General features: G+C 74.9%; 14 protein-coding genes. 9 read left to right on the plus strand and 5 right to left on the minus strand.

What is annotated here, in order from left to right; genetic code table 11:
* Positions 1 to 159 precede the first annotated feature (159 nt).
* Positions 160 to 744, minus strand: coding sequence for a DJ-1/PfpI family protein (locus DQ392_RS02965; RefSeq protein WP_114013892.1), 585 nt, complete (start codon positions 742 to 744; stop codon positions 160 to 162).
* Between the two features lie 147 nt (positions 745 to 891).
* On the opposite strand from DQ392_RS02965, the gene DQ392_RS02970 reads away from it, so the two are divergent.
* Positions 892 to 1,638, plus strand: coding sequence for a DUF4956 domain-containing protein (locus DQ392_RS02970; RefSeq protein ID WP_114013893.1), 747 nt, complete (start codon positions 892 to 894; stop codon positions 1,636 to 1,638).
* Positions 1,638 to 2,606 carry a VTC domain-containing protein gene (locus DQ392_RS02975; RefSeq protein ID WP_114013894.1) on the plus strand — a complete coding sequence of 323 codons (969 nt, stop codon included), beginning with the start codon at positions 1,638 to 1,640 and terminating at the stop codon, positions 2,604 to 2,606. The genes DQ392_RS02970 and DQ392_RS02975 overlap by 1 nt, the downstream gene beginning before the upstream one ends.
* Positions 2,607 to 2,626: 20 nt before the next feature.
* Here DQ392_RS02975 and DQ392_RS02980 read toward each other — a convergent pair whose 3' ends face one another.
* Entirely contained in the window at positions 2,627 to 3,079 is a 453-nt protein-coding gene (locus DQ392_RS02980) for an Lrp/AsnC family transcriptional regulator (protein ID WP_114013895.1), read from the minus strand.
* 112 nt (positions 3,080 to 3,191) lie between these two features.
* Here DQ392_RS02980 and DQ392_RS02985 point away from each other — a divergent pair, with 112 nt between their 5' ends.
* On the plus strand, positions 3,192 to 3,836 hold the full coding sequence (locus DQ392_RS02985; protein WP_114013896.1) for a LysE family translocator: 645 nt from the start codon (positions 3,192 to 3,194) through the stop codon (positions 3,834 to 3,836).
* 58 nt (positions 3,837 to 3,894) lie between these two features.
* On the opposite strand, the gene DQ392_RS02990 is transcribed toward DQ392_RS02985, so the two are convergent.
* Together DQ392_RS02990 and DQ392_RS02995 are read right to left on the minus strand one after the other, a co-directional pair.
* Complete coding sequence (locus DQ392_RS02990) at positions 3,895 to 5,289, minus strand: sensor histidine kinase (protein WP_114013897.1); 1,395 nt, start codon at positions 5,287 to 5,289, stop codon at positions 3,895 to 3,897.
* Positions 5,289 to 6,083 (minus strand): response regulator transcription factor, encoded by a 795-nt coding sequence (locus tag DQ392_RS02995; RefSeq protein WP_245981120.1) that lies wholly within the window; start codon positions 6,081 to 6,083, stop codon positions 5,289 to 5,291. Before DQ392_RS02995 ends, DQ392_RS02990 begins: the two co-directional genes overlap by 1 nt.
* Before the next feature lie 130 nt (positions 6,084 to 6,213).
* On the opposite strand from DQ392_RS02995, the gene DQ392_RS34265 reads away from it, so the two are divergent.
* The 4 genes from DQ392_RS34265 to DQ392_RS03015 all read left to right on the plus strand — a co-directional run bounded on the left by DQ392_RS34265 (position 6,214) and on the right by DQ392_RS03015 (position 9,999).
* On the plus strand, positions 6,214 to 6,831 hold the full coding sequence (locus tag DQ392_RS34265) for a hypothetical protein (RefSeq protein ID WP_181856245.1): 618 nt from the start codon (positions 6,214 to 6,216) through the stop codon (positions 6,829 to 6,831).
* 110 nt (positions 6,832 to 6,941) lie between these two features.
* On the plus strand, positions 6,942 to 8,369 hold the full coding sequence (locus DQ392_RS03005) for an aspartate aminotransferase family protein (RefSeq protein WP_114013899.1): 1,428 nt from the start codon (positions 6,942 to 6,944) through the stop codon (positions 8,367 to 8,369).
* On the plus strand, positions 8,366 to 9,208 hold the full coding sequence (locus DQ392_RS03010) for a GntR family transcriptional regulator (RefSeq protein ID WP_425470471.1): 843 nt from the start codon (positions 8,366 to 8,368) through the stop codon (positions 9,206 to 9,208). The genes DQ392_RS03005 and DQ392_RS03010 overlap by 4 nt, the downstream gene beginning before the upstream one ends.
* Before the next feature lie 131 nt (positions 9,209 to 9,339).
* A complete protein-coding gene (locus DQ392_RS03015; protein WP_114013900.1) occupies positions 9,340 to 9,999 on the plus strand; it encodes a hypothetical protein in 660 nt (219 codons plus the stop codon).
* A 148-nt stretch (positions 10,000 to 10,147) separates the two neighbouring features.
* On the opposite strand, the gene DQ392_RS03020 is transcribed toward DQ392_RS03015, so the two are convergent.
* Positions 10,148 to 10,843 (minus strand): SLATT domain-containing protein, encoded by a 696-nt coding sequence (locus tag DQ392_RS03020; protein WP_114013901.1) that lies wholly within the window; start codon positions 10,841 to 10,843, stop codon positions 10,148 to 10,150.
* 285 nt (positions 10,844 to 11,128) lie between these two features.
* Here DQ392_RS03020 and purD point away from each other — a divergent pair, with 285 nt between their 5' ends.
* Positions 11,129 to 12,406, plus strand: coding sequence for a phosphoribosylamine--glycine ligase (purD, locus tag DQ392_RS03025; protein ID WP_114013902.1), 1,278 nt, complete (start codon positions 11,129 to 11,131; stop codon positions 12,404 to 12,406).
* Positions 12,407 to 12,771: 365 nt separating this feature from the next.
* Positions 12,772 to 14,940, plus strand: a complete 2,169-nt coding sequence (locus DQ392_RS03030; RefSeq protein ID WP_114013990.1) for a hypothetical protein — start codon at positions 12,772 to 12,774, stop codon at positions 14,938 to 14,940.
* Positions 14,941 to 15,061: the final 121 nt, after the last annotated feature.

The following is a 15,061-nucleotide window of genomic DNA, read 5'->3' on the forward strand; positions in this document are numbered from 1 at the left end:
CTTCGATGTGGCGGCCACGTGCGGGCCCCCGTCGAGCCCTGCGGGCTCACCGTCTCACAGGCGGGGTTTCCCTCGCCTCGGAGAGCCGCCGCAGCACCTCGGCGACGCGGGCGGACTCGGCCTCGCCGCCGGGGGCCTCGCTCACGCCCGTTCCGTCGCTCAGGTCTGTGCCGCCGCGAAGGTGGCGTACGCCTCGGGGTCCGAGTGCCGGTACAGCCGGAAGAAGGCGTCCACGACGGGCGCGTCGAAGGTGCCCAGGCGGGTGAGGATCTCCCGGGCGAAGGCGACGGGCTCGGTCGGCCCCGCGGTGATCAGGTCGCCGTCGGTGACGGCGTCGGCGTCGCGGTAGTGGGCCGCGCCCCGGTAGCCGTTGGCCGCCTGGAGGAACTCGGGGGCCGCGCTGGTGTGCGCCCGCTCGTCGAGCAGCCCTTCGTCGGCGAGCCCGAGGACCGCTGAGCAGATCGCGGCGACGGGCACGCCCTCGTGCAGGAACTCCCGCGCCGTGTAGGCGAAGTCGGCCAGCTCGCCGCCGCTCCAGCCGTCGGCGCCCGGCAGGATCAGCAGCCGGCTGTCGGCGGCGCGCAGGGTGTCCAGGGTCATGTCGGGCTGCACGCGCAGCCCGCCCCTGGTCACCACGGGAGCGCTGTCGAGGGCGACGGTGCGCACGTCGCCCGGGAGGTGGGCGACGGCGTGACCGTACTCCCAGTCGGCGAGGGTGTCGTACACGGCGAGGTGGACGGTCATGGGGGCCTCCGCGGGCGCTCCGTAGGGGATGACAGCACCCTTTCCACGCGTCGGCATGCTGTCACGTGTCCGCCGTGACGGGCGGACTCCTGATCCTTAACGTCACAAGGAAGCCGCTTTAACCCGCGCGTCCCTACGTTCACCGGCATGGATTCGCTCAGCCAGTTCCTCGGCCACCTCGCGCTCGACCTCGCGGCGGTGCTGGTCTTGACGTTCGCGGTGTACTTCCCCAGGCACCGGCGGCGGGATCTGCTCCCCGCCTATCTCGCGCTCAACGTCGCCCTCTTCGCCGTCGTCGCGGCGCTCGCCCGGGTCGGGGGCGACGGCGGCATGGCGCTGGGCTTCGGGCTCTTCGGGGTGCTGTCGATGATCCGGCTGCGCTCGGAGTCCATCCGGCACGAAGAGGTGGCCTACTACTTCACCACGCTCGTCATCGGCCTCGTCGCGGGTCTGCCGCACCTGCCGTTCGGCCTCGCCGTCGTCCTGTGCCTGCTGCCGGTGGCCGTCCTGTACGCCGTCGACCACCCCCGGCTGTTCGCCCGTACGCGGCGCACCGTCGTCACCCTCGACGCGGCCGTCACCGACCCCGACGGCGTCCGCGCCCACGTCCGCGCACGGCTGGGCGAACCGCTGGCGTGGAAGGTCAGCGAGGTCGACTACGTACGCGACCTGACCGTCCTGGACGTGCGGTACCGCGAGGTTGCCGCCTCCGCGAGGCGGGAACGGGGACGGACGACGGCTCCTGCTCGATGCCGCGGCGGCGACCCCGGCGAGGCCCGCACGCGTGGCGACCACGCGAGCGCCCCGGCGCCGGGAGCCGTCGGCGACAGCGACACCCCTGCGACGTTCCCGCACACGCCTGCCACTGCCGCTCATCCCAGGGAGACCGCCTGATGTCCGCGCTTACCACCCCCGCAGGACCCCACGCGCCCCACGCCGCGGCCCCGGCCTGCTCGGGCCGCGCCCGCCTCGCCCCGTCCGTCCGCGCGCTCGCCCGCGCCGCGCTGGCCGCACACCCCATCGGCCTCGACGCCGTCAACGAGCGCGCCCGGCTGCTGGACAGGTACGACCGCTGCTACCTCGTGCGGGCCGCCACCTTCCGCGACATCGCGGCGCACCTGACCGACCCGCACCGCGACGAGCCCTTCCGCGCCCTGTCCATCGGCGGCCGGCGCTGGTTCCGCTACCACTCGGTCTACTACGACACGCCCGGCCTGCGCGCCTACCACGACCACCGGCAGGGCCGCCGCCGGCGCTGCAAGATCCGCGAGCGGCTGTACCAGGACACCGGCGAGCGGCAGTTCGAGATCAAGGTCAAGGGCGGGCGTGGCCAGACGCTCAAGTACCGCCGCCGCCTCGCCGAGCGCGCCTCCGCGCTGGAGGACGCCTCCCGCACCTTCCTCGCCCGGACGCTCCAGGACGCCTACGGCTCCGACTTCGAGATCCCCTCAAAGCTGACGCCCAGCCTGGTCACCGACTACACCCGCGCCACGTTCGTGGCCGACGGGCAGCGCATCACCGCCGACGCGGCCCTGGTCTGCCGCGACGCCGGCGGCAACGAGGTGCACGGCGCCCGCGACCTGCTCCTCGTCGAGACCAAGTCCCACGGCCACCTCACGGAGGCCGACCTGCTCCTGCACGAGCACGGCCTGCGCGCCGCGGACTTCACCAAGTACGCCTCCCTGGCGGCCCTGGACCCGGCCCTCCCGGCCAACCGGTGGCTGCGTTCGCTCAAGGAGACGTTCCCGCGGGAGACGTTCGAGAGTGGGACCTTCCCGGGGGAGACGCTCTCCGCGCAGGCGACGGCGCAGGCGCAGGCGCAAGCGCGGGCGACGGCGACAGAGGCAGGGCCGGCGGTGTGACGCGGCGGGCGGCGGGGCTCTCAGGCGGGCAGCGGGCGTTCGTGGACGACGTGCTTCATCACGAGGGTCGAGCTCAGGCGCTGCACGCCGGGAAGCGTGGCGAGTTTCTCGTCGTAGAGGCGCTGGAAGGCGGCGAGGTCGGCGGTGACGACGCGCAGGAGGTAGTCGGGGTCGCCGAAGAGGCGCTGGGCCTGGATGACCTGGGGGAGGTCGAAGAGCGCCTGTTCGAAGGAAGAGATGGTGGTGCGGTCCTCCTGGCGCATCGTGACGAAGACGAGGGCGTCGAAGGTGAGGCCGACCGCCGTGGCGTCGACCACGGCGCGGTAGCCGCGGATCGCCCCGCCGCGCTCCAGCTCGCGCAGCCTGCGGTGGCACGGGGAGAGGCTCAGCCCGACCCGCGCCGCCAGCTCCGTCACGGTCAGGCGGCCGTCGGCCTGTAGCTCGGCAAGAATCTGCCGGTCCATGTCGTCCATGGGGAAGATTCTTCCACGGAGCGGCGGCTGAGCGACTCGGTGAGGGAACACCTTTGGGGCATTTCTTCGTATTCTTTCTCTCCGAACCCGTTCGAGAGGAAGAACCGTCCCCATGGCTACCAGCTCCATAGCCGCCTTCGCCGCCGTCTCCTTCCTCCTGGTCCTGGTTCCGGGAGCCGACTGGGCGTACGCGATCACCTCAGGTCTGCGCGACCGGTCCGTGGTCCCCGCGGTCGGCGGGCTGATGCTGGGGTACGTGGGGCTCACGGCCGTCGTCGTGGCGGGTGTGGCCGCGGTGGTGGCGCAGACCCCCGGGGTGCTGACCGCGCTGACCCTGCTGGGCGCCGCCTACCTCGTCTGGCTCGGGGTGACGACGCTGACCGGGGCGAAGGACGCCGGGACCCCGGGCGCGGGCGACGGCGCTGCGGGCGCCGACGATCCCACCGGCCCCCAGGCGCGCTCGCGCGTCCTCAAGGGCGCCGGAGTCAGCGGCCTCAACCCCAAGGCGCTGCTGCTGTACGTCGCGCTCCTGCCCCAGTTCGCCGACCAGCACGGCAACTGGCCGCTCGCGTTGCAGATCGGGCTGCTGGGGCTGCTGCACATGTGCACGGCCGGGGCCGTCTACCTCGGCGTCGGCTCGCTCGCCCGTACGGTGCTGCGGGCACGGCCGAGGGCGGCCCGGCTGATCACCCGGCTCTCCGGGGCCGCGATGATCGTGCTCGGCGGCGTGCTGCTGGTGGAGCAGATCCCGCACTGAGCCGGATGCGGCGCTGAGCCGCATCCCGTGCTGAGCCGCGCCCCCGTGCCGCCCCGGTTCACGGCCGGGTCGCCGCGCCGAAGCGGCAGGTCACCGAGGCCCCGCCGTGGTCGGGTGAGGTTCCCAGCGTGACGCCGCCGCCCGAGTCCTCCGCCGTCGTGCGGGCGATGTCGAGACCCAGGCCCGTCGAGCCCGCCCCGCTCGTACCGCGCGCGCCGACGCCGGCGGCGCCCTCGCCGCCGTCGGCGAACCCCGGGCCGTCGTCCTCGACGGTGAGGACGCCGAAGGCGCCGTCGCCACCGGCCGAGACCGTGAGCCACAGCCCGGTGCCCTCGGGGGTGTGGTCGAGGACGTTGCCGATCAGCGTGTCCAGGACGGCGGTCAGATCCTCCGCCGACACCCGCACCAGAGCCGGGTGGGGCGCGAGGACGGTGACCGCACGCGACTGGTCCTCGGCGAGCGGCACCCAGAACGCGGCGCGCTCCCGTACGAGTTCGGCCAGATCGCACCGCCGGCTGCCGGGAGCGGCACCGGCCCGCCTGGCCGTGCGGATGACGCTGTCGACACTGCGCTCCAGGGCGGCGACCGAGTCGCCGATCCGGGCGGCCTCGTCCGTGTCGCGCAGCCCTTCCGCGTCGAGCCGCAGCGCGGCGACGGGCGTGCGCAGGCGGTGCGCGAGGTCGGCGCCGCGTTCGCGTTCGGCGGTGACCAAGCCGTCGATGCGCTCGCCCAGCTCGTTGAGGCGGCCGGCGAGCTGGCGCAGTTCGCGGGGTCCCGCCGGTTCGGCGCGGGCGGTCAGCTCCCCGGCGGCCAGCCGGTCGGAGACGGCGGCGAGCTGCCGGGTGGCGCGGACGATGCGCGCGGCGAGCCGGTCGGCGAAGGCGAGCCCGAGGAGCATCAGCGCGACGCCGAGCCCGAAGACGGCGAGCCACGAGGGCAGGACGCCCGCGTGCAGCCGGTCCTCGCCGACGGCGACCTGGACGACGGTCGCGGAGCGGCCCTCGGCGTCCGCCCCCTTGCCAGGACCGGATGCCGCCCCTGTTCCCCCGCCCTGTGCGCCGAGCACCGGCACCAGCACGACCCGGCCGCCCCCTCGCGCCTGCCCGGGCGCGTAGGTGAAGGCGCGGCCGTGCCGGGCGAGGGCCAGCGCGTCGTCGCTGACCCCGACGGGCCGTGGCCCGAGCACCGTGTCGTCCGCGAGGACGACACTGGTGCGCGGCTGTTCCTCGCCGTTGAGCCCGTCGAGCACCCCGGCGACGACCTCGCGGCCGCTGCGGCCGCCTCTGCCCAGCGAGCCCCCGACCACCGCCGCCACGGACTGCGCCCGCTCGGTCGCGTCCGTCATGGCCCGGTCCTCGGCGTGGCTGCGGACGAGCAGGGCGAGGGGGACGAGCAGGACGGCGAGGACGACGGCCGTGGTCGTGCCGATGAGGGCGAGGAGCTGTCGGCGCATCAGCCGCGGTCCCCGGCCCCGTCGGCTCCGTCGTCGTTCGAGGCCGGGGTGGCGTCCTGGCCCTGGGCGCCGCCCGGGCTCGCGGCGCCTTCGAAGGTTCCCGCGCCGTCGGGTGCGGCGAGCTTCACCCCCACCGTCCGTACGGTGTGCAGATAGCGGGGGCTGTGCGCGGTCTCCCCCAGCTTTCTGCGCAGCCAGGACAGGTGGACGTCCACCGTCTTGTCGGCTCCGCCCAGCGGCTGCTGCCACACCTCGGCCAGCAGCTCGCGCCGCGATATCACCTGGCCCTGCCGCCGTGCCAGGTAGCACAGCAGATCGAACTCGCGCGGTGTCAGCTCCAGCGGTTCGCCGTCCAGCGTCACCTCGCGGGCGGACGGCGCGACCCGCAGCCCACCGACCTCGACGGGCGGCTCGGGCTCGTCGGGGCCGCCGCTGCCGAGCCGCCGCAGCACGGCCTTGATGCGGGCTTCCAGCTGCCCGGAGCCGAACGGTTTGACGAGGTAGTCGTCGGCGCCGTCCTCCAGCGCCGCGACGATCTCGGGTTCGTCGTCGCGCGCCGTGGCGACGATGACCGGCACGTCACTGACGGAGCGCAGCATCCGCAGGACCTGGCCGCCGTCGACGTCCGGCAGCCCCAGGTCCAGCACGACCAGGTCGGGCCGGTGCGTGACGGCCGCGTCGAGCCCGGCCATGCCGGAAGAGGCCGTCGCGACGGCGTGCCCGCGGTCGCGCAGCGCCCTGACGAGGGCCGCACGGAGCTGGGGGTCGTCCTCGACGACGAGTAGATGTGACATACACGAACATTAGCCACCGGGATCGGGACGGCCCCGGCGGGTGCCGGTGCCCGTACGGCTTGTACTGGGCCCGAGCCGGATTGTCCATTCCTTAACGCGGCGTTAGGAAAGGGAAGCGCAGACTGCGAGGGTGAACGACGAGCAGCGGCGGGACCCGGCCCCGCCCCGGACCCGCACGCCCACCGACACCCGGAGCGAGAGGCGTCGCCGCCGCCTGGCCGCGGCCGGGTGGCTGTGCGCGGTCGCCGCGGCCTTCCTGCTCGGGGCGTGGTCCTTCTCGCACGCCGACCCCGGCGGCCAGTACAGCCGCCCCGACCCGCTCACCGACGACGGTGTGCGGCACGAGCTGACCCAGGCCCAGCGGGGGGCCGGCTCCGCCACACCGGACCCCAAACCCCCGTCCTCGTCCGCCACCCCTTCCCCTGCCCCGCCCTCGCACCACCACGGCCCGACCGCGTCGCCCTCCCGCTCCGCGTCCCCCGCCACCCGCACCGTGCGCTTCCCCGGCGGCCTCGGCACCGCGCTCGCCCTGTGCCGCGCCGACGCGCGCACCGTCGAGCTGCTGAGCTGGACCCCCGCCGAGGGCTACAGCGCCGACGACGTCGAGCCGGGACCTGCCAGGACGGCCACCGTCGAGCTCGAACCCGCCGACGACGAGGCGAGCGACCTCGTCGTCAGCCTCCGCTGCGCCGAGGGGAGACCCCACGCCACGGTCAGGAAGGAAGCGGACGACGAGGACGACGACTGACGTCGTCCCGCCGCCGACCGCCCGCGCGCAGGCGGGGCGGGCGACACTACGCTGGCTGTCACCCTCATGGGGGGTCCTCCCGCAACACGCGAGCGAACCGAGGTACCGACGTGACGACGCACCACTCCTCCTCCGCAGCCACCTCCGGCGGCGCCGCCGTCCCCGCACGGCCCGACCCGGCGGCGGGCCGGGCCGTGCACGCCACCGACCGGGCACACGTGTTCCACTCCTGGTCGGCGCAGGGGAAGATCGACCCGCCGGCGGTCGCGGGCGCGGAGGGCTCCTCCTTCTGGGACTACGAGGGGAAGCGGTACCTCGACTTCACCAGCGGGCTCGTCTTCACCAACATCGGCTACGCGCACCCCAAGGTCGTCGCCGCGATCCAGGAGCAGGCGGCGAAGATGTGCACCTTCGCACCGGCCTTCGCGATCGAGGCGCGTGCGGAGGCGGCCCGGCTGATCGCCGAGCGGACGCCCGGCGACCTCGACAAGATCTTCTTCACCAACGGCGGCGCCGACGCCGTCGAGCACGCGATCCGCATGGCCCGCGTCCACACCGGCAGGCCCAAGGTGCTGTCCGCCTACCGCTCCTACCACGGGGGCACCGAGCAGGCGATCAACCTCACCGGTGACCCGCGCCGCTGGGCGTCCGACACCGGCACCGCCGGGGTCGTCCACTTCCACGCCCCGCACCTGTACCGCACGCAGTTCTACGCGCAGACCGAGGAAGAGGAGTGCGAGCGCGCGCTGGCCCACCTGGAGCAGACGCTCGTCTACGAGGGCCCGCACACCGTCGCCGCCGTCATCCTGGAGACCATCCCCGGCACCGCCGGGATCATGATGCCGCCGCCCGGCTACCTGGCCGGTGTCCGCGCGCTCTGCGACAAGTACGGCCTCGTCTTCGTCCTCGACGAGGTGATGGCCGGATTCGGCCGTACCGGCACCTGGTTCGCCGCCGACCTCTACGACGCCGTACCCGACCTGATGACCTTCGCCAAGGGCGTCAACTCCGGCTACGTTCCGCTCGGCGGCGTCGCCATCTCCGAGAAGATCGCCGCGACGTTCGAGGACCGCCCCTACCCCGGCGGCCTCACCTACTCGGGGCACCCGCTCGCCTGCGGCGCCGCCGTCGCCACCCTCCAGGTGATGGCCGAGGAGGGCATCGTCGAGCACGCCGCCCACCTCGGCGAGCACGTCATCGGCCCCGCGCTGCGCGACATGGCCGAGCGCCACCCCTCCATCGGCGAGGTGCGCGGCACCGGCGTGTTCTGGGCGCTCGACCTGGTGCGCGACCGGGAGACCCGCGAGCCGCTGGTCCCCTACAACGCCACCGGGCCCGACAACGCCCCCATGGCCGACTTCGCCGCCGCCGCCAAGCGCAACGGGCTGTGGCCCTTCGTCAACATGAACCGCACCCACGTCGTGCCGCCGTGCACCATCACCGAGGCCGAACTCAAGGAGGGCCTCGAGGTGCTGGACGAGGCCCTGACCGCGGCCGACGCCCACACCACCGCCGCCCTCGGGGGCGCGGGCGCGTGATACGACGCAGCACCCTGCGCTCGCAGATCGCCGCCGCGCTGCGCGACGAGATCCTGGCCGGACGGCTCGCCACGGGCCGCGACTTCACGGTCAAGGAGATCGCCGAGCAGTACGGCGTCTCCGCGACACCCGTACGCGAGGCGCTGGTCGATCTCGCGGCGCAGGGTCTGCTCGACGTCGAACAGCACCGCGGCTTCCGCGTCCACGAGTTCACGCTCGCCGACTACCGCGCGATGTGCGAGGCACGGCAGCTGGTCGTGGACGGCCTCTTCCACCGCGCCCCCGCCACCCGCCCGCCCGGCCCAGGCCCCGCCGACACGGGTGCCGACACGGGCGCTGACGCGGATGCCGACGTCCATGCCGGCGACGGCCCCTACGCCGGACCGGCGACCCCCGGGGCGGGGGCCGCCCCGGGCCCGGTCACCGGGGGCCCGGTCACCGCCGGGTCGGCCGCGGCCCGCCGCGCGCTGGGCGGGCTGCGGCCCGAGGTCCTCGCGTCCATACGCCGCCGCGCGGACGCCGCGGAACGCGCCGCACGCGCCGGTGACCTCGACGTACTCATCGCCTACGACCTGCGCTTCTGGCGGGAGCTGAGCGGACTGCTCAGCAACCCCTACGTCTGCGACTTCCTCGACAGGCTCCGTGTCCAGTGCTGGGTCTTCGCCGTCCCCGTCCTGCGCGCGCAGGCCACCCTGCGCGGCCGCCTGTGGTCGGGCCACAACGCCCTGCTCGACGCCGTCGAGCGCGGCGACGCGCGTGCCGCCCGCGACGTGCTGGCCACCTACAACCAGCACGCGCTGGCGCAGGTGGGCGTCACGGACGCCGAAGAACCGGCATGAACACCACACCCTCCCCGCGCCCGCCCGACTGAGGGCGGCCCGGCGCGGGTATCCCGCCTCGGCAGAGGCAGGGCGCGGTGCTGCGGGGAGCACTACGCTGTGCGCAGTCCCTGACGGTATAGGAGCGCCCCTTGGCCTGTGACCTCTGGCTGGTACCCCTCGTCGACGTGCTCTGCCACAGTCCCGACAACCCCTTCTCCGAAGAGATCGCCACCTACGACAGGGTGCTCACCGAAGCCGGACTGCCCACGGTCCCCGTCTTCGGCTACATGCCGGGGCTCTCCGGCGACGTCGCCCCCGCCGCCGGGTTCGACTACGAGGCACTGCACTACCTGCGCCGCGCCTACCTGCTGCTGGCCGCCGGACTGGAGGTCACGCCCGTGGGCGAGTTGGGCAGCGACTACGAGCAACTGCTGGAGATGTTCGAGCAGACGGCGCAGCAGTCGCACCTGGTGTGGCACTACGACCACGCCGGCACCTACATCCCGGTGGACTTCCCCGCCCCCCTGTGCGACGACGAACTGCTGGAGGGAGGCGGCCCGCTGGGCTCCAGCCACGGCCTGTTGCGCGAACTGCACCTGGTGGCACCGCACCTGGGCATCGACCCCGACAACCCGCCCCCCGCGCCCGCGGCACCGCTGCGCCCCACGGAACTGGACGAGCCGGCCGCCTCCGCCGCCATCGGCTACGAGGACGGCACCTCCTTCGGCCGGGAGCGCCACGTATGGCTCGGCCTGCACGCCGCCGCGACCCGCAGCCTCGCCCAGGGATCCATGATCGTCTTCGGCTGACCCCCGGCCTGCCCGCCCTGCCCGGCCGGCTTGGTGGCGTGTACCGGCCGGCTCCGGCCGAGCCGGAAGGGCCTGGACGGCCCCGGCCGGTGGCCGGCCGACCCGGGCGGCTCGGGCGGTCCCTGCCGGGGCCTGGCCGGCCCGGCGGTCACCCGGCCGGCGGCCGCTGGCGCGGCATGGTGGCCCAGCCGCCTCCCCCGGGGCCCGCCGGGGGAAGGCGGCGCGGCGGGGTGCGCCACGGAGCGGGGGAGCCGCCTGAGGCGTTCATGGCCAGGGGCGACCCCGTGGTGCGGAAGGCGACCATCCAGTCGGTCGTCTCGGCGCGCAGCGTCTCGTTGACGTCGTCCGAGAAGCGGCGGAGGACGGCCAAGGAGCGCTCGGCGGCCTCACCCGCCGTCCCCTCGGCGGGCCCGAGGACCTCCCGTACGTTCTCCGCCGCCCACTCGTAGCGCAGCGTCTCCAGCCTGCGGTGCACGGCCAGCGCGGCGGCCATGTCCCGCATCCACCCCGAGGTCATGCCCAGCCACCGGTCGGCGAGGGCGCACCCCGCGGCGAACAGCAGCGCCACGTAGCCCAGGTATCCGGCGCCCCCGTGCGGTAAGGGCAGCCCCGCCAGGTCGGCGAGCGGCAGCAGTGCCCCGAGCCCCGTGCCGACCACCACGCCGCCCCGCAGCGCCCGCGCCCACCTGCGCTTGCGTGTCCGGTCCGCGAGGTACCAGTCGACGACGCGCATCGCCTCCTGCTCCACCCAGCGGTAGAGCTCCTCCAGGCGTTCGGCGGGCTCGTCCCAGTCTCCGGACGGGAACCCCCTCCCCAGCAGATCCGGCTGCTTCACCCGCTTCACGCGCACTCCCTCGGCTGCCTTGTCGGCGTCTCCGGCGACCCCGTGTTCCCGAGGCCCGGTCCGCTCTTCCTACCGCCAGAAGTGGGACCACGCCGACGATCCGCGCCGAAATCCCCCCAGAAGTGGCGCACGGTCGGGTATAAGACACCGGCCCGTCACCCGTACGGACTGCCCGGCCCGGGAGGCGACCGCCCTCCGGTGCGGGTGGCGCGCCCGTGGCGCGGGCGAACGGGCCGCTCCCGCGGCCTCGGCGGGCGCCGTCGGCGCTGCCGTTAGGGTGGCGGCGTGAGGATTCTGGTCATTGGCGGCGGTGCCCGCGAACACGCAATCTGTCGCTCGCTCTCCCTCGACCCCGAGGTCGACGCCGTGCACTGCGCGCCGGGTAACGCCGGGATCGGCGAAGTGGCCACCCAGCACGCGGTGGATGTGCTGGACGGCGAGGCCGTCGCCGCGCTGGCCGCCTCGGAGCAGGTCGCGGCCGACCTCGTCGTCGTCGGTCCCGAGGCACCGCTGGTGGCGGGCGTCGCGGACGCGGTACGCGCGCACGGTGTCCCCGTCTTCGGTCCGTCGGCACAGGCGGCCGTGCTGGAGGGCTCCAAGGCGTTCGCCAAGGAGGTCATGGCGCACGCGGGGGTGCCGACGGCACGCAGCTACGTGTGCACGACGCCCGAGGAGGCGGACTCCGCGCTGGCCGCGTTCGGCCCGCCGTACGTCGTCAAGGACGACGGACTGGCCGCGGGCAAGGGCGTCGTGGTGACCGACGACCTCGCACAGGCGCGCGCCCACGCGCGAGCCTGCGGCGGCGCCGTCGTCATCGAGGAGTTCCTGGACGGCCCGGAGGTCTCCCTCTTCGCGGTGACCGACGGCCGTACAGTCGTCCCCCTCCAGCCCGCGCAGGACTTCAAGCGCGCCCTCGACGGCGACGAGGGCCCCAACACCGGCGGCATGGGCGCCTACTCGCCGCTGCCGTGGGCCGACCCGAAGCTCGTCGACGAGATCACGACGTCGGTCCTGGAGCCCACCGTCCGCGAACTGCACCGGCGCGGCACCCCCTTCTCCGGGCTGCTGTACGCCGGTCTGGCCCTCACCTCGCGCGGGCTGCGCGTCATCGAGTTCAACGCCCGGTTCGGCGACCCGGAGACGCAGGCCGTCCTCGCGCGGCTCCGTACGCCTCTGGGCGGGCTGCTGTACGCGGCGGCGACCGGATCACTCGCCGACTTCCCCGCGCTGCGCTGGAGCGACGGCGCCGCCGTGACCGTGGTGGTCGCGGCGGAGGGCTACCCCGCGGCACCCCGTAAGGGTGACGTCGTCGAGGGCCTGGCCGAGGTCGCGCGCGAGGACGGCCCCGAGACCTACGTCCTGCACGCGGGCACGAAGGCGGACGCCGACGGCACCGTGCGCAGCGCGGGCGGCCGCGTCCTGTCGGTGACCGCGACGGGCGTGGACCTGAGCGAGGCGCGCGACCGTGCCTACACGGCGGTCGGCCGCGTCAGGCTGGAGGGCTCGCACCACCGCTCGGACATCGCCGAGCGCGCCGCCGAGCGCGCCGCCGCCGGGGACTGACGGGCCCGCATATACCCCTGGGGCCTCCGGGGCAAGAGCTCTACCCAAAGCCATTCCATCGAGTGACGAGGGCCTTGTACGGCTGACGGCCGCGAGGGCCCCAACTAGGGTGCCGCACAAGTGCCGTGACGCGGTCACCTGGCACCTCGCGGCCGCGGGCGGGCGAGGTCCGTCGACTGGCTCAGCGCACATTGCGGTGTCAGAACGCGGTGACACAGTGGGTGGAAGCCGGAGATTCCGGCTGCGGTCCCCAGCGGTCCCGAACGGAGCGGGGGTGAGACGTGAGCTCTTCCGGTGGCGTGAGCTTCGCCGGCGGTCCCGGCCGGCGCGCCGTCGCGCGCTCGGCGCGCGACCATGCCCTGGCCGTGCTCCGGGTGCGCAGCACGGCGCTCGCCCTCGCCCTGCTCCCCGCCGCCGCCGCGGTGATCTTGTGGGTGGGGCGTTCGACAGGCCAGTTCGGCCTCGGCCCCTCGCCCGGCTGGGACGCCGCGCGCTGGACGGTGACGGCCCTGGCCGTGCTGGCGCTCGGCTGCGCCGCGGTCGCAGGGCTGGTGATCGCGCGGGGCCGCCCCGCCGTCTCCCCCACGGTTCCGCTCGACGAGCGCGCGGCGCCCGACCTGCACGCCCTGGTCCGGGATCTCGCCGAACGGCTCGAAGTCCCGGCACCCTCCGCGATCGCGCTGACCCCGGACTGCGACAGCTGGCTGGAGGACCGCACCCACGACGGGCCACCCGCCGGCACGCACAGCGCCGAGGGCGACGGACGCGACGGCGCGCCGGGCGCACACAAAGGTCCGCACGAGGGGGCGAGCGGCGCTACGCGCGAAGGTGCGCGCGGTGGTACGCACGAGTCTGCGAACGGTGGTGCGCACCCGGGCGCGCACGGCGACGCGCGCCACGGCCCGAACGCCGCCGGGGCGGTCCGCGGCGCGGCGAGAAGCGGCTCCGGCGCGTACGGCGGCTCGGGGCGCGGCGCCGGCACGGCCCCCGTCCTGGTCATCGGCTCCCCCTTCCTGTGGTGGATGCGGGTGGCGGAACTCCGGGCCCTGCTGGCCCCCGTCGTCGCCGGCACGGGCCCTTCCGCGCATCCGGACATAGCCGCCGCCCGCCGCTTCGTTCGCGGCCTGGACGCCGCGGTCGCCGGAAGTGAGCACGCCCCGCTGCCCGGCCACCCGGGTCAGTGGGGGAACGGCCCCGCGGGCGAGGGCGGCCCTGGACCGCCGGGCCGCAGCGCCGGGGTGCCGGTGCCCGCGGTGCTGCGCCGGACCGTGCACCGCCTGGTGGCGCGCCTCGCACGCCGGCTGCTGCGCTCGGTGGGCCCGCACGCCGCCGAGATGGAGCGCGGGGTCGCCGCCGCGGCCGCCGAGCGGGCGCACGCCGTCGACTACGGGCTGCGGGTGGCCGCTCAGGAGCAGGTCGGTCTCGCGTACGCCGGATGGGACCGGCTGCTCACCCGGGTCGCACTGCCGGCCTGGCGGCTGGGGCTGTGGCCCACCCGGCTGGACGCGGGGGTGGTCTCCGCGCTGACGGAGCTCTCCCACCGCGACCGGCTCGCCGAAGGCTTCACTTCCCGCCTGGGGGAGCGCCCGGCGTGCGATCTGCTGGTGGAGCCGGGCAGCGTGGACGGTGCCGTCTCCCTCCTCGCGGCCCGCCTCTTCCTGGGGCCGCACCCGCCCCTGCCCCCGGACGGCGAGCCCACCGGTTCCGGTTCCGGTGCCGGTTCCTGTCGAGGTGGCGCCGGTTCGGCCGGCGCCGCGCACGAGGGCCCGAGCGTGCCCGAATGGACGCCGGTGGAGTGGTCGGCCTACCCCGAGGAGGTCGTCGACCGCATCTGGCGCGCGGAGGCGTCCCGCCTCTTCGACGCCCTCGAAGCGCTCGACCCCGCGGCACCGGCCGAGGACGGACGGACGCAGGGCGCGCCCCCGCCGTACGCCCCCGTCGCGCAGCCCGCGGGAACGGCCTCGCCCGGGCAGCGCCCGGTGACCGTCAGCCCGGCGGCGGTGGCCCCGAGAGGTCCCGGCGGACCGGAGCACGAGTCCGGGGAGGGCCCTGCGAGCGCCCAGTTGGCGGTGCCGACGCTCGCGCGGGTGCTGGACCGCTTCACGGCGCCCGGGGGGACGGACGCGCTGGCCGCGCGTCTGACCGCTCAGGTGGCGCGTGCGGAGGCTGCCCGCGCCCCTGGGAGCGTCGGTGCGAGCCCCGGCGCTCAGCTGACGGCCGGCGCCGTGGACCCGCGTCCCGCGCCCCCGGTGCCGCCGGCGCCCATGGGCCTGCCCCTCCAGTCTCCCCGCAGCGGCAGGGAGTTGCTGGCCGACCACGTCACCGCGGCCGTCTGCTGCGCCGCGGTCGACACGGCGGGCGCCACTCCGGGGCTGGACTGGCTCGACGGGCCTGCGCTGTTCGTGGACGGCGAGCGCGCGGGTGAGCTCGCCGGGCTGGTGCTGGCGCTCGTCGAGGACGGGGAGGCGGAGGGGCTGCGGGACTGGCTGGTGAGAGTCGGGGTGCGCCCTGAGAAGCCCGTGCGACTCGTCTGAAGATCATCTCCAGCCATTTAGCGACGAAGGGTGACCACACCCTTGCGTAATGTGATGTGCTGTTCGCCGTCACCCACGCGGCACAGCGGCACAGCGGAGGCGGAGCGAGGCGACGGGGAGG

Origin of the sequence: Streptomyces reniochalinae, assembly GCF_003323735.1 — a bacterium.
GTDB lineage: Bacteria > Actinomycetota > Actinomycetes > Streptomycetales > Streptomycetaceae > Streptomyces > Streptomyces reniochalinae.